Below are 18,464 nucleotides of genomic sequence, written 5' to 3'. Positions count from 1 at the left end.
CGGCTTCACGGGGACGGCGCGGTCCGGTCTCACGGGGACGGTGCGTAGGCCGCGGTTCCGTCCGGGGGGTGCGGGGGGTGGATCGCGCCCGTCGTCGCGGTCAGCGGGGTTCCGCTGCCGCCCCAGCGCAGGGCGACGATCTCGGCGGCGACGGACACGGCCACCTCCTCGGGCGTACGGGCCCCGAGGTCGAGCCCCAGCGGCGAGCGCAGCCGGGCCAGCTCGCCCCCGCCGAGCCCGGCCTCCCGCAGCAGCCCGGTCCGGTCGTCGTGCGTACGGCGGCTGCCCATCGCCCCGATGTAGGCGGCCGGGCGGCGCAGCGCCTCCACCAGCAGCGGTACGTCGAACTTCGGGTCGTGGGTGAGGACGCAGACCACGGTGCGGTCGTCGGTCGCGGTGTCGCGCAGATACCGGTGCGGCCAGGCGACCACGACCTCCACGTCCGCCGGGAAGCGCTCCGGCGTGGCGAAGACCGGCCGGGCGTCGCACACCGTGACCCGGTAACCGAGGAAGCCGCCGATCCGGGCCACCGCGGCCGCGTAGTCGATCGCGCCGAAGACCAGCATGCGGGGCGGCGGGGCGAAGGAGTGCAGGAAGACACCGACGGCGTCGGCGCTTGCGCCCTCTGGGCGTTCGCCGTGCGGCCCGTAGTGGCGCAGCGCCGTCGCTCCCTGGGCCAGGCCGCCGCAGGCGTTGGCGGTGACATCGGCCGTGAGGGCCGCGGTGACGTCGGTGGTGACGGCGGCGTCGAGGGCGGCGCTGCCCAGCGTGCCGGTGACGAGCGGCGGCTCACCGGCCGTCCGCTCGCCGGTCGGGCGCTGGTCCCCTGAGGTCCGGCTCCGTACGGCGAGGGTCGCGCCGAGCGGGGCCGGGCCCGTGGCGACCGTGGCCAGGGTCACCGGGTGTCCGGCGGCCACCGAGGCGAGCAGGGTGCCGAAGGCGGGGTCCTTTGCCGGTGAGACCCGGCGGACGAGCAGCGTGACCTCTCCGCCGCAGGTGAGCCCGGCGGCGAAGGCGTCCTCGGCGCTGTATCCGAACGTCTCCAGGCCTGCCTCGCCCGTCGTCAGCGTCTCCTGGGCGAGTTCGTACGCCGCGCCCTCGACACAGCCGCCGGAGACGCTGCCCAGCGCCCGGCCGCCGGGACCCACGGCCATGGCGGCACCCGGCCGGCGTGGCGCGCTGCGGCTCACCCCGACGACCGTGACCAGCGCGAACGGTGACCCGGCCGCGTACCACCGGCCCAGCTCCGGGAGAAGGTCACGCATGCGCCGCCCCGGGCGGCACGGGGGCGGGGGCTGGAGCGTCGGTGGCGGTGCTGGTCAAGGAGGCCCTTCCTCTCGTCGGCTGTCAGAGGCGCGCCCGGCGGACCGCCGGTGGCCGACGTCCCGCGCGAGCGCACGGTGCCCACGGCCTGCCCCGGTCCTGGGGCCACAGGTGCCTCAGTACCCGCCACGGGCCGAAGACCGGCACCCGCAGGCGGAACGACGCCTGGAAGCTCCCCCGGAACGACGCGCGGACGATCATCTGCCGCCCCGGCCCCGCCTGCCGCTCCCGCGGGCCCTGTCGCCCGTCTCGTCCTCCGCGTCGCGCTCGCCCTCCGCCTGAGAAGGGGTGAAGTGCCCGGGGTCGGTGTGTCCCGTGTCGTGGACCCGGGACGAGCGGTCGCCGGTCGGCCGGTCCGTGCCGGTGTCCGGTTCGCCCTCGGCCTGGGACGGAGTCTGGTCGGTCATGGTCTGCCTCCCGGTCGGACCGGCGCCGCCCGGACGCGGATCGCCCTGGTGTGCGCCGCACCGGGTACCCCGGTGGATCCGGATCACCCGCGACGCCTGGGGCGTGGGAGTCATGCCGGTGTTGACGTGTCCGGGGATCGCCGCGATTGTTGTGGACATGGCGAAGAAGGCGCGTGCACGTCTGCTCGGCGTGGTCGTACTCCTCTGTGGCCTCCTCACCGCCGCGGGCGCCCAGCCCGCGGCGGCGGACGGCCTCCCCGGCTCGCTCTGGTTCGACGAACCGGCCGCCGCGACCCTCACCGTGGCGAACGGCCGTTTCACCGACGGCCTGGGCCGCGAGGTGGTGCTGCGCGGCTACAACGTCTCCGGCGAGACCAAACTGGAGGAGAACGGCGGCCTGCCCTTCGCCTCGGTCGCCGACGCGCGGAAGTCCGCCACCGCGCTGCGCGCCCTCGGCGGCGGCAACACGGTCCGCTTCCTGCTGTCCTGGGCCCACGCGGAGCCCGCGCGCGGCCAGGTGGACACGGCCTACCTCGCCGCGGCCACCGCGCAGATGCAGGCCTTCCTCGCGGCGGGCATCCGGGTCTTCCCGGACTGGCACCAGGACCTGCACTCCCGCCACCTCTTCGACGAGGACAGCTGGTACACCGGCGACGGCGCTCCCCAGTGGGTCGTGGAGGCGGGCGACTACCCGAAGGAGTCCTGCGGGATCTGCGTCCTGTGGGGCCAGAACATCACCCAGAACGAGGCCGTGAAGCAGGCGTCGTACGACTTCTGGCACAACGCGAACGGGGTCCAGGACGCCTTCCTGGCCACCGCCGGGACGACGATGCGGTACATCCGCGAGCACCTGAGCACCGCCGAGTTCGCGCGCGTCGCGGGCTTCGATCCGTACAACGAGCCGTACGCGGGCTCCTACGACTCCGGGCAGACCAGCCGCACCTGGGAGCGGGACGTGCTCTGGCCCTTCTACGTCAAGTTCCGCGCCCGGATGGACACGGCGGGCTGGCAGGCCAAACCGGCCTTCGTCGAGCCGAACCTGTTCTGGAACGCCAACCTCGACTTCCAGCGGCAGGAGGGCGGCCTGCTCGACGCGGGCACACTGGGCTCGCGTTATGTGTTCAACACCCACTTCTACGACCAGAAGGCCATCTCGGGCATCTTCATGTGGGGCAAGGCCGAGGACGGCCAGTACGCGGGCGACTTCGGCACGGTGCGCGACCGCGCCGCGGCCGCCGGGACCACGGCGGTCGTCGGCGAGTTCGGCCACCCGCTGGCGGGGACCGTCGCCGACAAGGCGCCCACGGTGCTCAAGGCGATGTACCAGGCGCTCGACTCGCGGCTGCCCGGCTCGTCCTGGTGGTCGAAGCCGGCCGGGTCGGGGACGGTGCTGTCCGGCACCCAGTGGCAGTGGGACATCTACAACGACCGCCACCACGAGCTGATGAACGGCAACCCCGACAAGGTCCTCACCACCGGCGACGCCTGGAACGACGAGGACCTGTCGGCGGTCGGGCTCGACGACGCGGGGCAGCCGGTCCTGCACCAGGACGCCCGGCTCCTGGACCGCCTCTACCCGAGCGCCACGGCGGGCACGGCGGTCGCCTTCACCTTCGAGGACCGCTCGCGCGACGGCTCCACCACCCTGACCTGGAACCCGGTGCCGACCTCCCTGCCGAAGACGGCACAACTGGTGGGCCAGGGTCAGTACGGCCTGCTGCTGTGGCGCTCGGACGGCACCGACGCGCCCACGGAACTGCACCTTCCGGCGTCGTTCACGGCGTCCGCGACCACGGTGGTCTCCGACCTCGGCGCGACCGCCGCGCCGCCCGCGTACACCGAGGGCGCCCCGGTCGCCGTGGCGGCCGAGCCGGGCGGCACCGCGGCGCGCAGGCTGCTGCTCACGGCGCCGGACTCCGGGACGCTGCACTACGCGCTGGTGACGAACGGGGCGTCGGCCCCGTCGGCCTCGCTGCTGAGCGCCGCCCGCGACGAACTGACGGCGTGGGCCGCCGCGAAAGCCGGTTGACGATCACGGTGAAGACCGGCTGACGGGCGCCGTGACGGCCACGGTGAAGACCGGCTGACGGCGCCCTCCGGCACGGGCGTTCAGGACCGGCCGGCCGACAGGAGCAGCCCGACGGCGGCCAGCAGCCGCCGGTACGGTGCTCAGCGCCGGCGCGGTGCACAGACGGCGGCGCAGCGCCCGGTAGGCGGCCTCGTACTCGGCGCGCAGTTCGCCGCCGCGCCGCGCCGTCCGCTCCCAGGAACGACGGGTGAGCGCGAGGTGCTCCTCCGTGTAGCGGGCCTCCACCTCCTCGCGCCGGGTGTCGGTGAGCCGGCCCAGGGAGCGGGTGAAACGGGCCGCCTCGGCACGGGCCTCCGCGCGGCCCGGCGCGCGGCGGGCCGGTCCCTCGTGTGTGGCCGCGCCGGCTGCCGCCGGACGGTCTGCGCCCCAGCGCGTCCCGGGTCGGTGCCTGCGCCCGGCTGCGCTGATTGCCGCCGGTCGCCGCATGCCCCGGCGCGCGGCGGGCCGCCCCGCTGCACCCCGCCGCGCCGACCGGCGCGAGCCCTGGCGCGTCGCGGGTCGGTTCACCGCGCGCAGCCGCGCCGGCCGCCGCCGCCCGGCCCGCGCCCCGGCGCACCGCGGGTCGCCCCACCACCCCCGACCGCACCCACCACCCCCGACCGCGCCCACGGTTCCCGCCCCGACCGCCCCGACCGCCCCGACCGCCCCGACCGCCCCGGACGGCGGGGCGGTCGTACGTCCGCGCCCCGCAGCCGACGTACGTACGCACGCCCGTCCCTGTGCGCCTCACGGGTGAGGGGCGTCTCCTGGCCGTGTCCGGGGACGGTGCGTGGCCGTTGCTGGAAACATGATTTCCACTCGACGAATGGTCACCGCTGTCGGTCTCGCCGTGGGTGTCACGGCCCTGATCGCCCCGACGGCCGACGCGGCGGGCTCCGGGGGCCAGGCCCCGATCAATCTCAGCCCGCTCTCCCTGGCCGACAGCCTGTCCGCGAGCTCCGTTCCCGCGAGCCACCGGGCGGGGCTGCCGACGGTGACCGAGCAGCTCTCGGCCCTGAAGAACCTCGGCCAGCTCAACCAGCTCACCAACCTCGCCGCGCCGGTCGCCGGCCTGCTGCCCGGCATCGGCTGACCCGGGCCGGCCCACCGGGGCGGCCGGGCCCCGAGCGACACCGGCCGGCCGCCTGACCCACGTCCGCACACCGAGGGCCCCCGCACCGCGCGGGGGCCCTTGACATTCCCGGGGAGGAGCCAGAGCATCCGGGGTAGTTGAATGAATGAAATTTCACTGGACGAACAGTGGCGGCCGGCGTGCGCTCCGCTGAACGGACAGTGCCGCAGCACACCGAAGGAACCCGCGCATGCCCCTCACCCGCGAACTCTTCATCGGCGGCAAGGACGTACCCGCCGTCTCCGGCCGCACCGCCAAGGACATCGACCCCTACACGGGCGAGGTGTACGCGACCGTCGCGGCGGCCGGACCCGAGGACGTCGTACGGGCCGTGGACGCCGCCGACGCGGCCTTCGCGGACTGGGCCGCGCTCGCCCCGTTCGCCCGCCGGGCGATCTTCCTCAAGGCGGCCGACCTGCTCGACGCCAGGGCCGATCAGGTCGCGGAGCTGATGGCGCGGGAGGCGGGCGGCACCAGGCCGTGGGCCCTGTTCAACGTGGGCCTCGCCGCGAACATCCTCCGCGAGGCCGCCGCCGCGATCACCGCCCCGCGCGGCGAGGTGCTCAGCGCCCAGGAGGCGGGCGCGCTCGGTCTCGCCGTGCGCGAGCCACTGGGCGTCGTCGCCGCCTTCGCCCCCTGGAACGCCCCGGTCATCCTCGGCGTACGGGCCGTCGCCGCGCCGCTCGCAGCCGGCAACACGGTCGTCGTCAAGCCCAGCGAGGACGCGCCGATCGCCTGCGCGCTGCTCGTCGCCGACCTGCTGCGCGAGGCGGGGCTGCCCGACGGCGTGCTGAACGTGGTGACCAACGCCCGCGGGGACGCCGCCGAGATCGCCGAGACGCTGATCGCCGACCCGCGGGTGCGCGCCGTCAACTTCACCGGCTCCACCGGCGTCGGCCGGATCATCGGCACCCACGCCGCCACCCACCTCAAGCCCGCCGTCCTCGAACTGGGCGGCAAGAACGCGGTGATCGTCCTGGCCGACGCCGACGTGGACTACGCGGTGAACGCCGTCACTTTCAGTGTCTTCATGAACTCCGGGCAGATATGCATGTCCGGCGACCGCGTCCTCGTCCACGAGTCGCTCGCCGAGGAGTTCAAGGAGAAGTTCGCCGCGAAGGCCGCCTCGCTGCGGGCGGGCGACCCCGGCGACCCGCACACCGTCGTCGGCCCGCTGGTCACCGCCTCCGCCGCGCGGCGCGTCGCCGCCCTCGTCGAGGACGCGGTGGCCAAGGGCGCCACCGTGCTGACCGGGGGCGGCGCACCCGAGGGCGCGGTGCACCCGGCGACCGTCCTCACCGACCTCCCCAAGGACGCCGAGCTGTACCACGCGGAGGCGTTCGGACCGGTCTGCGTCATCGAGACGTTCGCCGACGACGACACCGCCGTGGCCCTCGCCAACGACACCGACAACGGCCTGACCTGCGGCATCATCACCGAGAATGCCACGCACGGCCTCGCCGTCGCGCGCCGGATCAAGACCGGCATCGTGCACATCAACGACCAGTCGGTGGGCGACGAGCCGAACGCGCCCTTCGGCGGCGTCAAAGCCTCCGGCTACGGCCGCTTCGGCGGACGCTGGGGCATCGAGGCGTTCTCCAACACCCGCTGGGTGACCATCGCCACCCAGCAGGCGCACTACCCCTTCTGACGGGCCGTCATCAGCCTGCTCTACGCCGACGCGAGGAACTGCGTCGCGGCCAGTTCGGCGTAGAGCGGGTCGCCGGTGACCAGTTCACGGTGGGTGCCCACCGCGCGGACGCGGCCCGCGTCCATCACCACGATGCGGTCCGCCATGGTGACGGTGGACAGCCGGTGCGCGACCACGAGCACCGTCGTGGTACGGGCCACGTCGGCGACCGTGTCGCGCAGCGCGGCCTCGTTCACCGCGTCGAGCTGCGAGGTGGCCTCGTCCAGGAGCAGCAGCCGGGGGCGGCGCAGCAGGGCGCGGGCGATGGCCACCCGCTGGCGTTCGCCGCCCGAGAGCTTGGTGCCCCGGTGGCCGACCAGGGTGTCCAGACCGCCGGGCAGCCGCTCGGTCAGGTCCTGGAGCCGGGTGGTCTTCAGCACCCGGGCGAGGTCCGCCTCGTCGGCCTCCGGGTTGCCGAGCAGCAGGTTGTCGCGGAGCGAACCCGACAGGACCGGGGCGTCCTGCTCCACGTAGCCGATCGCGGCCCGCAGGCTCGGCAGGTCCCAGTCCGTCAGGGCGCGGCCGTCGAGCGTGATGGCGCCCGCCTCGGGGTCGTAGAACCGCTCGATGAGGGAGAAGACGGTGGTCTTGCCCGCTCCGGACGGGCCGACGAACGCGGTCATGCCCTGGGCGGGCACCTCGAACGTCACCCCGTGGTGGACGAAGGGCAGGTCGTCGGCGTACCGGAAGCGGACGTCCGTGAAGGAGAGGGCGGCGGGCTGCGCGCCCGGGGACGGCAGCGGGGCGGGCCCGGAGGCCGGTTCGGCCGGCAGGCGCAGCGCCTCCTGTATGCGGGCCAGCGCGGCGGCGCCGGTCTGGTACTGGGTGACCGCGCCGACGACCTGCTGTATCGGTGACATCAGGTAGAAGACGTAGAGCAGGAACGCGACCAGCGTGCCGACGCCGATGGCGTCCGTCGCGACCCGCGCGCCGCCCACCGCGAGGACGGTGATGAAGGCTATTTGCATGGCGAGCCCGGCCGTGTTGCCCGCCGCCGCCGACCACTTGGCCGCGCTCACGCTCTGCCGCCAGGAGTCCAGCGCGGCGGCGTGCACGGCCGCCTCTTCGCGGTGCTCGGCCCCCGACGCCTTCACCGTGCGCAGCGCGCCGAGGATCCGCTCCAGCGAGGCGCCCATCACGCCGACCGCGTCCTGCGCCCGCCGGCTGGCCCGGTTGATGTGCGGCACGATCACCCCGAGCACGACGCCGGCGCCGGCGATCACGGCCAGCGTGACACCGAGCAGCACCGGATCGACCAGGCCCATCATCACCACCGTCGCCACCAGGGTCAGACCGCCGGTGCCGAGGCCCACCAGCGAGTCGGTCGTGACCTCCCGCAGCAGCGTGGTGTCGGAGGTGACCCGGGCCATCAGATCGCCCGGCTCGCTGCGGTCGACGGCCGGTATGCGCAGCCGCAGCAGATACGAGGCGAGAGTGCGCCGGGCGCCGAGCACCACCGACTCGGCGGTGCGCCGCAGCACGTACGAACCGAGCGCGCCCACCGCCGCGTTGCCGATCACCAGCGCCGACATGCCCACCAGGGCGCCGGTGATGGACCGGTCGTGCGCCAGGTCGTCGATGAGGCCGCGCGCCACCAGCGGCAGCAGCAGCCCGGTGGCCCCGGTGGCGAGCGCGAGGAGCGCGCCCGCCAGCAGGGCCCACCGGTGCGGCCGTACGTACCCGAGGAGCAGCCGCCAGGCGGCGGGTGGTCGGTCGGCGGGCTCAGCGATGCTCACGGTGCTCCTCGCGATGGTCCGGTGCGGGAACACTCAGGCTACGTCGCTCCGCGGCCGGCCTTGCACGCCTGTGGACAAGCGCAACCGGCCCTCAGCCCTGTGGACAAGCGCGGCCGGCCCTCAGCGCCTGTGGACGAGCGGCGGGACGGTGGGCACCTCGATGGCGCTCGCTATGTCCTCGGGCGTCATCCGGAAGCTCTCCGGGTAGGCGTCGCGCCGGGTGCGGCGGGCGGGTTCGCTGGTGCGCCAGGTGTACAGGCAGCGCGCGCACTGCAACACGTCCCAGACGCCGGGGACCGGTGAGGCGAAGAGGTGCTCGATCGTGCCGTGCGCGCAGCGCGGGCACGGGGTGGCAACGGGGCTGTCGGCCATGTCGGTTGACCTTTCGGGTGAGGTGGGAGGGGCGTGCTCAGCGGCCCGCGGCGAGCCGCTGGAGGCGGGTGAGCCACTCGGCCGTCTCCGGCAGGTCGCGGACCTGGTTGCCGTAACTGCCGCGGTGGTCGGGGGCGACGGGCGTGGTCGCGTCGATGACGAGCTTGTCGACGATGCCGGGGGACTGGGCCTGCGGGGCGAGTTCGAGCACCGGCAGGTTCGGGATGGTGATCAGGTCGCCCGCCGGGTTCATCTTGGTGGACAGCGCCCACATCACCTGCGGCAGGTTGAACGGGTCCACGTCCTCGTCCACGACGATCACCGTCGCCGCGTAGCCGAGGCCGTGCGGGGTGGTCAGTACGCGCAGGCCGACGGCCTTGGCGAAGCCGCCGTACCGCTTCTTGGTCGACACGATCACCACCAGCCCGTGGGTGTAACTCGCGTTGACCGCCTGCACCTCGGGGAAGTCGGCCTTGAGCTGCTGGTACAGCGGCACGCAGGTGTTCGCGGCGATGAGGTAGTCGCACTCGGTCCACGGCATGCCGAGATACAGGTGCTCGAAGATGGGGTTCGTGCGGTACGAGATCCGGTCGATGCGCAGCACCGTCATCCGCCGGCCGCCCGAGTAGTGGCCGGTGAACTCGCCGAACGGCCCCTCGATCTCGCGCTGCCTGCCCTCGATCACACCCTCGATGACGACCTCGGAGCCCCACGGCACGGGCAGCCCGGTCAGCGGCGCCTTCGCGATCGGCGCGGGCGCCCCGCGCAACGCGCCCGCCAGCTCGTACTCGTTCTCGTCGTACTTCATCGGGGTGGACGCGGCGATCGAGATCACCGGGTCGTTGCCGAGGGTGATGGCGACGGGCAGGTCCTCGCCCAGTTCCTCGGCCTTGTGCAGGTGCTGGGCGATGTCGTGCATGGGCACCGGCTGGAGCGCGAGGCGGCGCTTGCCCTTGACCTGGATGCGGTAGACGCCGACGTTCTGCTTGCCGCTGTTCTCGGGGTCCTCGGGATCCTTCGAGACGACGGCCGCCTTGTCGATGTAGAAGCCGCCGTCGCCGTCGTTGAGCCGGATCAGCGGCAGCACCTGGAAGATGTCGACGTCGTCGCCCTCCATGGTGTTCTCCGCCCACAGCGGGTTCTCGCGCCACTCGGGAGCCACGGGGAAGTCGGCCCAGCGCTGGACGAACGCCTCCACCTGTTCCTTCGCTCCGGTCCCCTTCGGCAGGCCGAGCGCGAGCGCGTGGTTGGCCCAGGAGCCGTGCACGTTCATCGCGATCCGGGCGTCGGTGAAGCCCTTGACGTTGTCGAAGTACAGGGCGGGCGCGTGGTCGCCGAGGCGGGGCGCGGCGTTCGCGGCGGCGGCGATGTCGGGCTCCGGCAGCACCTCGTCGGTGACCCGGAGCAACTGGCCCTCCTTCTCGAGGGTGTCCAGGAAACTGCGCAGATCGTCATAGGCCATGTGAGGCTCCCAAGAGGGGTGGTTCAGGTACGGGGAGGGGCTACGCGGCCGCCGGGCCGGGGCCGCGGGCGGCGCGCATGCCCTCCCAGCGCCGGGCGGCGGGGGCGGGCAGGTCGAACTGGTCGAGGACCCGGGCCGTGATGTGGTCGACGATGTCGTCGACGGACGCCGGGTGGTTGTAGAAGGCGGGCATGGGCGGCACCATCCGCACCCCCATCCGGGAGAGCGCGAGCATGTTCTCCAGATGGATCTCGCTCAGCGGGGTCTCCCGGGGGACGAGCACCAGCTTGCGGCGCTCCTTGAGCACCACGTCGGCGGCGCGGGCCACCAGACCCTCGGCGTACCCGGTGCGGATACCGGCCAGCGTCTTCATCGAGCACGGCACGATCACCATGCCGTCCGTGCGGAAGGAACCGGACGAGACCGTGGCACCCTGGTCCTCGGGATGGTGCGTGACGTCCGCCAGGCCGCTCACCTCGCGCACCGAGCGCCCCGTCTCCAGCTCGATGGTGGTCCGCGCCCAGCGGGAGAGCACCAGATGGGTCTCCACGTCCGGCAGCTCCCGCAGGTTCTCCAGCAGACGGATGCCGAGCACGGCACCCGTCGCGCCTGTCATTCCGACGATCAACCGCACGGCGGGCAGCTCCTTGGGCTCCTGTGAAGGGACGGACCGCGATGAACCTTTCGGTCACCGTGGTTCCACGTTAGAGACGGCTCCCGAGGCCCTGGACGTACGATGAGGACACCCTATGGACAGAAACGGACACGCTGACGTCACCGAGGTCCCCTACCGTGCGGCCGCCGGAGCCCCGCCGGGGGCCGAGGTCCTCGACTTCCCCGGACTGCTGGCGCGCGCCCGCGGCCACGGCCTCGACCCGTACGCGCCGAAGCGCCCCGCCTTCCACGAGCTGATCACCGTGAAGTCGGGGACGCTGCGCGCCTCCGTGGACTTCGCCGAGTACGAGCTGACCGCCGGGGACTGGCTGTGGGTGCGGCCGGGACAGGTCCACCACTACGACTCGGACCTCACCGCCGCCCGCGGCACCGTCGTGCTCTTCCTGCCGGGCTTCCTCAGCACCGCCACCGTCGCCGCCGCCGGCGTGGACCGCCCCGCCGCGCCGAACCCGCTGACACCGGCCGGCGCCCACGCGGACGCCGTCGGCCGCGTCCGTGACCTGCTGGAGGACGAGTACCGGCGCCTCGGCGACCTGCCGCTCCAGGTGCACATCGACGTCGTACGCCATCTGCTGTCCGTGCTGGTGCTGCGGCTCGCCCACGGCCGGCGGGAACCGGACGGCGCGGTGACCGGGAGCGAGGCGTTCCGCCGCTTCCAGCAGGCCGTGGAGCGCGACTTCGCGCGCACCCACCGGGTGGAGGACTACGCCAGGGACCTCGGCTACAGCGTGCGCACCCTGACCCGGGCCACCCGCGCCGCCGCGGGCTGCGGCGCCAAACGGTTCATCGACGACCGGGTGCTCCTGGAGGCCAAACGGCTGCTCGTGCACACCGAGCTGTCCTCCCACGTGATCGGGGACCGGCTCGGCTTCCCCGACGCCACCGTCTTCACCAAGTTCTTCCGGCAGCGGGCCGGCGAGACACCGGCCGCCTTCCGCACCCGCGCCCGCGGCGCCCGCCCCTGAGCATCGCCGCCGTACCGCGGCCGACCTGCCCCACCTGGGCATCTACCCGCCGGTCACACCGTAAGGTCGGTCAGTGAGCTCGGTTGAGCATCGATCTACGGAAGGGTCCACCACCATGGCGCAGGAAGTACGGGGCGTGATCGCACCCGGCAAGAACGAGCCGGTCCGGGTCGAGACCATCATCGTGCCGGACCCGGGCCCGGGCGAGGCCGTGGTGAAGATCCAGGCCTGCGGGGTGTGCCACACCGACCTGCACTACAAGCAGGGCGGCATCACCGACGACTTCCCGTTCCTGCTCGGGCATGAGGCGGCGGGCGTCGTGGAGTCGGTCGGTGACGGCGTCACGGACGTCGCACCCGGCGACTTCGTGATCCTCAACTGGCGTGCGGTGTGCGGACAGTGCCGCGCCTGCAAGCGCGGACGCCCGCAGTACTGCTTCGCCACGCACAACGCCGAGCAGAGGATGACCCTCAAGGACGGCACCGAACTGACGCCCGCCCTCGGCATCGGCGCCTTCGCCGAGAAGACTTTGGTCGCCGCCGGGCAGTGCACCAAGGTCGACCCGGCCGCGAGCCCGGCGGCGGCCGGCCTCCTCGGCTGCGGCATCATGGCGGGCATCGGCGCCGCCATCAACACCGGCAACGTCGGACGCGGCGACTCGGTCGCCGTCATCGGCTGCGGCGGCGTCGGCGACGCCGCGATCGCCGGTTCCCGGCTGGCCGGCGCGGCGAAGATCATCGCCATCGACATCGACGACCGCAAGCTGGAGACCGCCAAGCACTTCGGCGCCACCCACACCGTCAACTCCCGCGAGACCGACCCCGTCGAGGTGGTCCGCGAACTGACCGGCGGCTTCGGCGCCGACGTCGTCATCGAGGCGGTCGGCCGCCCCGAGACCTACCGGCAGGCCTTCTACGCCCGCGACCTGGCCGGCACCGTCGTGCTCGTCGGCGTCCCGACCCCCGAGATGCAGCTCGACCTGCCGCTCCTCGACGTCTTCGGCCGCGGCGGATCCCTCAAGTCCTCCTGGTACGGAGACTGTCTGCCGTCCCGGGACTTCCCGATGCTGATCGACCTCTACGCGCAGGGCCGCCTCGACCTGGACGCGTTCGTCACCGAGACGATCTCCCTCGACGAGATCGAGCCGGCCTTCGAGCGGATGCACGGCGGCGACGTGCTGCGCTCGGTGGTGGTGTTCTGATGACCGGCACGACCCGCGTCGACCACCTCGTCACCTCGGGCACCTTCTCGCTCGACGGCGGCACCTGGGACGTCGACAACAACGTCTGGATCGTCGGCGACGACCAGGAGGCGATCGTCATCGACGCCGCCCACGACGCCGACGCCATCGCGAAGGCGGTCGGGGACCGCAGACTGCGCGCCATCATCTGCACCCACGCCCACGACGACCACATCGACGCGGCCCCCGCGCTCGCGGACCGCACCGGCGCCAAGATCTGGCTGCACGCCGACGACCTGCCGCTGTGGAAGCTGACCCACCCCGACCGCCTCCCCGACGCCTGGCTCTCCGACGGCCAGGTCATCGAGGTCGCGGGCACCGACCTGACGGTCCTCGCCACGCCGGGCCACGCCCCGGGTGCCGTCTGCCTGTACGCGCCCGGCCTGAACACCGTCTTCACCGGCGACACCCTGTTCCAGGGCGGCCCGGGCGCCACCGGCCGCTCGTACTCGCACTTCCCGACGATCGTCGAGTCGATCCGCGAGCGGCTGCTGAGCCTGCCGCCGGAGACGGTGGTGCGCACGGGACACGGCGACCCGACCACCGTCGGGGCGGAGGCCCCGCACCTCCAGGAGTGGATCGCGCGCGGTCACTGACCGGACGCAGGGGCGGCCCCTACGGGATTTCCGGGGGCCGTCCTGTGCCGTCAACGCACCGGCACCGCCAGGTACTTGTACTCCAGGAACTCCTCGATCCCGACCCGGCCGCCCTCCCGGCCCAGCCCCGACTGCTTGATCCCGCCGAACGGCGCGGCGGGGTTGGAGACCAGACCAGTGTTCACGCCCACCATCCCCACGTCGAGCCGTTCGCCCACCCGCAGGGCGCGGTCGAGCCCCTCGGTGTAGACGTAGCCGACCAGGCCCCAGGGGGTGTCGTCGGCGCGGCGCACCACCTCGTCCTCGTCGTCGAAGACCAGGACCGCCGCCACCGGGCCGAAGATCTCCGTCTGCATCAGCCTGCTCGCCGGATGCACCTCCGTCAGAACGGTCGGCGGATAGAAGTGCCCGGGCCCGTCCGGGGTGATTCCGCCGGTCAGCACCCGGGCGCCCCGGCCCACCGCGTCCGCGACCAGGTCCTCGACCTTGGCCCGGCCCGCGCCGTCGATCAGCGGACCGATGTCCACGCCCTCGGCGGTACCGGGCCCGACGACCAGCGCGCCCATCCGGTCCGCGAGCCGCCGCCCGAACTCCCCGGCCAGCGAACGGTGCACGAAGAATCGGTTGGCGGCGGTGCACGCCTCGCCCATGTTGCGCAGCTTGGCGGTCATCGCCCCGTCGACGGCGGCGGCCGGGTCGGCGTCCTCGAAGACGATGAAGGGGGCGTTCCCGCCCAGCTCCATCGAGGTGCGGAGCACCGCGTCGGCGCACTGCGCGAGCAGCAGCCGCCCGACCTCCGTGGAGCCGGTGAACGACAGCTTGCGGATGCGTCCGCCGCGCAGCAGCGGTTCCACGACCTCACCGGCCCGGGAGGTCGTGACGACGTTCAGCACCCCGTCCGGCAGCCCCGCCTCCCGCAGGATCCCCGCCAGCGCCAGGGCGGACAGCGGGGTCTGCGGGGCGGGCTTCATGACCATGGTGCAGCCCGCAGCGATCGCCGGACCGATCTTGCGGGTGCCCATGGCGAGCGGGAAGTTCCACGGCGTGACGAGCAGACAGGGCCCCACGGGGCGGCGCATCAGCACCATCCGGGTGCGGCCGTCGGGCAATACGCCGTACCCGCCGTCGATCCGGACGGCCTCCTCGGCGAACCAGCGGAAGAACTCGGCCGCGTACGCCACTTCGCCCCGCGCCTGAGCCAGCGGCTTGCCCATCTCCGAGGTCATCAGCAGGGCCAGCTCGTCCACGCGGGACAGCATGATCTCGTAGGCGCGGCGCAGGATCTCGCTCCGCTCCCTGGGCGCCGTACGGCCCCAGTCCGGCTGGGCCGCGACGGCCGCCTCCTCGGCGAGCCGCGCGTCCTTCGGACCCGCGTCGGCGACCCGGGCGATGACCAGGCCGGTGGCCGGGTCGTCGACGGGGAACGTGGCGGCGTCGGCGGCGTCCCGCCAACTGCCGCCGATGAACAGCTGCTTGGGCACGTCGTTCAGAATGCTCACGGTGTGTCTCCCGGGTCGGCCGACTGGACGGGTGGGCGGAGGCCGGTCATCCGGTCGCGGTCCCCTTGGCGACGGCCGCGCTCCAGGCCCGCAGTCCCTCGTCCACCGCCTCCTCGTCGATCACCAGGGCCGGGATCATCCGCACCACCTGGTTCCAGGCCCCGCACAGCAGCAGGAGCAGGCCCTCGTCCACGGCGGCCCGCTGCACCCGGGCGGCGGTCTCCGGATCGGGCTCCCCGTCCTCGGTGACGAACTCGCTGCCGAGCATCAGCCCGAGGCCCCGTACGTCCCCGACGGCAGGCGTCCGCGCGGCGACCGCCTCCAGCCCGGCCCGCAGCCGCGCGCCCATCGCGTCGGCGTTCTCGACCAGCTTCTCGTCGCGTACGACGTCCAGCGTGGCGCAGGCCGCGGCGCAGGCCACCGCGTTGGCGCCGTACGTGCCGCCCTGCGAGCCCGGCCAGACCTTGCGCATCAGCTCCTCCGGGGCCGCGATGCCCGACAGCGGGAAGCCGCTGGCCAGCCCCTTGGCGGTGATCAGCACGTCCGGGGTGACGCCGAAGTGGTCGTGGCCCCAGAACCGGCCGGTGCGGCCCACGCCCGTCTGCACCTCGTCCAGGACCAGCAGGAAGCCGTGCCGGTCGGCGCGTTCGCGCAGGCCCTGGAGGAAGCCGGAGGTGGCGGGCACGTAGCCGCCCTCGCCGAGCACCGGCTCGACCACGACGGCGGCGGTGTCGGCGGGCGAGGAGATCGTCCGGAGCGTGTAGTCCAGCTCCTTGAGGGCGAAGCGGGTGGCGGTCTCCTCGTCCCAGCCGTACCGGAAGGCCGTCGGGAACGGGGTGACGACGACACCGCTCATCAGCGGCGAGAACCCGGAGCGGAACCGGGTGCCCGAGGTGGTCATGGCGGCGGCGGCCACCGTCCTGCCGTGGAAACCGCCGTGGCAGACCAGGACGTTGGGCCGGCCCGTGGCCTGCCGGGCGAGACGCAGCGCCGACTCCACCGCCTCGCTGCCGGAGTTGCTGAAGAACAGACTGTCCAGACCGGGCGGCAGCACCTCGCCGAGCCGTTCGACCAGGCGCCGCAGCGGCCGGTGCATGACGGTCGTGTACTGGCCGTGCACGAGCGTGGCCACCTGCTCCTGCGCGGCGGCCACCACCCGGGGGTGGCAGTGACCGGTGCTGGTGACTCCGATACCGGCGGTGAAGTCGAGGTACTCGCGGCCGTCCTCCCCGTAGAGATGGACGCCCTCGCCCCGGACCGCCACCACGGGGGTGGCCTGGCGGAGGTGCGGCGACAGTGCGGTCATGATCGTCTCCCGGCGCTGTGGGGTCGGTTCGCCCGCTGGCTCGCGTACGTGTTCCGAGCATCTCCGGGTGCGGGGGCCGGGATCCCGTACGGAGTGTCCGGCGGGGCACCGGGGGTTGGACGGTGTGTCAGGCCGGGCAGGGGAGCCCCGTGACCGAGGACGAGCCCGTACCGGAGGACCACCGCTCCCTGCCGCAGGATCACCTCGTACCGGAGGACAACCTCGTACCGGAGGACATCCTCGTACCGGAGGACCGTCCGGTGGCCGACGGCCGGCCGCTCACCGTCGCCGACGCGCTGCGGCTGCCCGTGCTGGCCGCCGGAGAACCGCGGGTCGTGGCCGGTCAGGCCCGGCTCGGCCGGCCGGTCCGCTGGGTGCACATCACGGAGCTGACCGACCCGGCCTCCTTCCTCAAGGGCGGCGAACTCGTCCTCACCACCGGCATGCCGCTGCCCGAGGAACCCGCCCGGATACGCCGCTACGTCGGCGAACTCGCCGATGTCGGCGCCGCGGCCCTGGTGATCGAGCTCGTCCGGCGCTACCACCGTCCGCCCGAAGCCCTCGTCCGCGCCTGCCGCGCCCGCGGGCTGCCGCTCGTCACCCTGTCCCGGGACGTCAACTTCCTGGAGGTCACCCAGGTCGTCCACACCCTGCTCCTCGGCCACCGGACCGAGGCGCTGCGCAGGAGCCGGCGGATCCACGAGGCGTTCACCGCGCTGACCCTGCGCGGCGCGGGCCCGGAGGACGTGGTGCGGGCCGCCGCCGAGCTGAGCGGCCGCACCGTCGTCCTGGAGGACCCGGCGCACCGGGCGCTGATCTGCGTACCGTCCGGCGGCACGGTCGAGGAGGCGCTCACCGGCTGGGAGCGCGACTCGCGGGCGACCCCGCCCGGCGACCGCACGGCCGTGCGCGGTCCCGGGAACTGGCTGGTGGCGCCCGTGGAGTTCCGGGGCGAACGGTGGGGGCGGGTCGTGCTGCTCCCGGCGCCCGGCGCGGCGGCCTTCACCGCCGAGCACGTGACGGTCCTGGAGCGCACGGCGATGACGCTCGCCGTCACCCGCCTCGCGCACCCCGTCCCCTGGGAACGCGACGCGCACCGCGGCGTGCTGCGGGACATCACCGGACGGCGGCACCGCTCTCCCGGAGAGATACGGGTGCGCGCCGCGGCCCTCGGCCTGCCGGTCGAGGGCTGCCGCTTCGTCGCCGTCCAGGTCGATCCCGGCGGGGGCGCGGCCGCGCGTGAGACGGCCGGGCCGACGGCCGTCGCGCGTGAGGACGCCGGGCGGGCCGCCGAGGCGCGGCTCGTCGAGGAGCTGGCGACCGCCGGTGCCCCCGCGCTCGTCGGCGAGCCGGCCCCGGGCCGCGTCGGGGTGCTGCTCGCGCTGCGGCCCGGCCAGCCGCCCTGGCGGGCCACCGTCGAACGGCTGGCCCGCGCCGCCCTGCGGCTCGACCCGTACACGGTGGTCGCCGTCGGCTCCCCGGTCGACGACCTCGCCGAGGCCGCCCGGTCCTTCCGGGAGGCGGCCCGTGCCGCGGAGGCGGTGCCGCCCGGTTCCGGCCCGCCCACGGCCGACCCGGACAGGTCGTTCCACGAGCTCGCCGACATCGGGCTGCGCCGGCTGCTGTACGCGATGCGCGAGGACACCCGCGTTCGGGACTACGCCGAACGCACGCTGGGCCGGCTCGCCGACCACGACCTCCGCCACCGCACCGAACTGCTCCCGGCCCTGCGCCACTACCTCGACGCAGGCGGCAACAAGACGGTCGCCGCACGCCGCGGCGGCCTGTCCCGCCAGACGCTGTACCAGCGGCTGCACGCCGTCGAGCGGCTGCTCGGCTGCGACCTGGACTCCGGCGAGCAGCGCACCGGCCTGCACGTGGCCCTGATGGCGTACGACGTCCTGCGGCCCGGCTGAGCGGCCCGCGTCCGGCACGGGCCGCGAAAGGCGACAGGAGATGTCCGGTTTCCGCGCCACTCTGTTCCTGCCCGTTC

The 18,464-nt window shown here is 73.7% G+C and carries 16 protein-coding genes; 7 read left to right on the top strand and 9 right to left on the bottom strand.

Annotated elements, in window-relative coordinates; translation table 11 throughout:
- Positions 1–29 precede the first annotated feature (29 nt).
- The gene (locus tag ACFV6E_RS30600; protein WP_385465994.1) at positions 30–1,265 is read right to left on the bottom strand and encodes an XdhC family protein; all 1,236 of its coding nucleotides are present in this window, start codon (positions 1,263–1,265) and stop codon (positions 30–32) included.
- 255 nt (positions 1,266–1,520) lie between these two features.
- Positions 1,521–1,730, bottom strand: coding sequence for a hypothetical protein (locus ACFV6E_RS30595; protein WP_385176671.1), 210 nt, complete (start codon positions 1,728–1,730; stop codon positions 1,521–1,523).
- A 157-nt stretch (positions 1,731–1,887) separates the two neighbouring features.
- Between ACFV6E_RS30595 and ACFV6E_RS30590 the strand changes: the two genes are divergently transcribed.
- Entirely contained in the window at positions 1,888–3,759 is a 1,872-nt protein-coding gene (locus tag ACFV6E_RS30590; protein ID WP_385465991.1) for a cellulase family glycosylhydrolase, read from the top strand.
- A gap of 3 nt (positions 3,760–3,762) precedes the next feature.
- Here the strand turns inward: ACFV6E_RS30590 and ACFV6E_RS30585 are convergent, their stop codons facing one another.
- Positions 3,763–4,245, bottom strand: a complete 483-nt coding sequence (locus ACFV6E_RS30585; protein ID WP_385176666.1) for a hypothetical protein — start codon at positions 4,243–4,245, stop codon at positions 3,763–3,765.
- Positions 4,246–4,624: 379 nt separating this feature from the next.
- Here ACFV6E_RS30585 and ACFV6E_RS30580 point away from each other — a divergent pair, with 379 nt between their 5' ends.
- Positions 4,625–4,891, top strand: a complete 267-nt coding sequence (locus ACFV6E_RS30580; protein ID WP_385465988.1) for a hypothetical protein — start codon at positions 4,625–4,627, stop codon at positions 4,889–4,891.
- 229 nt (positions 4,892–5,120) lie between these two features.
- Positions 5,121–6,581: an aldehyde dehydrogenase family protein gene (locus tag ACFV6E_RS30575; RefSeq protein ID WP_385465985.1), complete on the top strand. Its 1,461-nt coding sequence runs from the start codon at positions 5,121–5,123 to the stop codon at positions 6,579–6,581.
- Between the two features lie 20 nt (positions 6,582–6,601).
- Here ACFV6E_RS30575 and ACFV6E_RS30570 read toward each other — a convergent pair whose 3' ends face one another.
- From ACFV6E_RS30570 to ACFV6E_RS30555, 4 genes are all read right to left on the bottom strand, one after another.
- On the bottom strand, positions 6,602–8,356 hold the full coding sequence (locus ACFV6E_RS30570) for an ABC transporter ATP-binding protein (RefSeq protein ID WP_385170506.1): 1,755 nt from the start codon (positions 8,354–8,356) through the stop codon (positions 6,602–6,604).
- 120 nt (positions 8,357–8,476) lie between these two features.
- Positions 8,477–8,728: a non-oxidative hydroxyarylic acid decarboxylases subunit D gene (locus ACFV6E_RS30565; RefSeq protein WP_385170509.1), complete on the bottom strand. Its 252-nt coding sequence runs from the start codon at positions 8,726–8,728 to the stop codon at positions 8,477–8,479.
- A 37-nt stretch (positions 8,729–8,765) separates the two neighbouring features.
- On the bottom strand, positions 8,766–10,190 hold the full coding sequence (locus ACFV6E_RS30560) for a non-oxidative hydroxyarylic acid decarboxylases subunit C (protein ID WP_385170511.1): 1,425 nt from the start codon (positions 10,188–10,190) through the stop codon (positions 8,766–8,768).
- 40 nt (positions 10,191–10,230) lie between these two features.
- Entirely contained in the window at positions 10,231–10,824 is a 594-nt protein-coding gene (locus ACFV6E_RS30555) for a non-oxidative hydroxyarylic acid decarboxylases subunit B (protein WP_385465982.1), read from the bottom strand.
- 115 nt (positions 10,825–10,939) lie between these two features.
- Between ACFV6E_RS30555 and ACFV6E_RS30550 the strand changes: the two genes are divergently transcribed.
- From ACFV6E_RS30550 to ACFV6E_RS30540, 3 genes are all read left to right on the top strand, one after another.
- A complete protein-coding gene (locus ACFV6E_RS30550; RefSeq protein WP_385465979.1) occupies positions 10,940–11,830 on the top strand; it encodes a helix-turn-helix domain-containing protein in 891 nt (296 codons plus the stop codon).
- A 115-nt stretch (positions 11,831–11,945) separates the two neighbouring features.
- Positions 11,946–13,031, top strand: a complete 1,086-nt coding sequence (locus ACFV6E_RS30545; protein WP_385465976.1) for an S-(hydroxymethyl)mycothiol dehydrogenase — start codon at positions 11,946–11,948, stop codon at positions 13,029–13,031.
- On the top strand, positions 13,031–13,666 hold the full coding sequence (locus ACFV6E_RS30540) for an MBL fold metallo-hydrolase (RefSeq protein WP_385170522.1): 636 nt from the start codon (positions 13,031–13,033) through the stop codon (positions 13,664–13,666). Before ACFV6E_RS30545 ends, ACFV6E_RS30540 begins: the two co-directional genes overlap by 1 nt.
- Before the next feature lie 50 nt (positions 13,667–13,716).
- Here the strand turns inward: ACFV6E_RS30540 and ACFV6E_RS30535 are convergent, their stop codons facing one another.
- Both ACFV6E_RS30535 and ACFV6E_RS30530 read right to left on the bottom strand, forming a co-directional pair.
- A complete protein-coding gene (locus tag ACFV6E_RS30535) occupies positions 13,717–15,156 on the bottom strand; it encodes an NAD-dependent succinate-semialdehyde dehydrogenase (RefSeq protein ID WP_385466008.1) in 1,440 nt (479 codons plus the stop codon).
- Between the two features lie 55 nt (positions 15,157–15,211).
- Entirely contained in the window at positions 15,212–16,471 is a 1,260-nt protein-coding gene (locus ACFV6E_RS30530; RefSeq protein WP_385170525.1) for an aspartate aminotransferase family protein, read from the bottom strand.
- Between the two features lie 236 nt (positions 16,472–16,707).
- Here ACFV6E_RS30530 and ACFV6E_RS30525 point away from each other — a divergent pair, with 236 nt between their 5' ends.
- A complete protein-coding gene (locus tag ACFV6E_RS30525) occupies positions 16,708–18,387 on the top strand; it encodes a PucR family transcriptional regulator (RefSeq protein ID WP_385466005.1) in 1,680 nt (559 codons plus the stop codon).
- The last annotated feature ends 77 nt before the right edge of the window (positions 18,388–18,464 follow it).

Source organism: Streptomyces sp. NPDC059785 (assembly GCF_042732375.1).
Taxonomy (GTDB): Bacteria; Actinomycetota; Actinomycetes; order Streptomycetales; family Streptomycetaceae; genus Streptomyces.
Note: the sequence above shows the minus strand (reverse complement) of the source record. Positions and strands in the feature narration are given on the sequence as shown.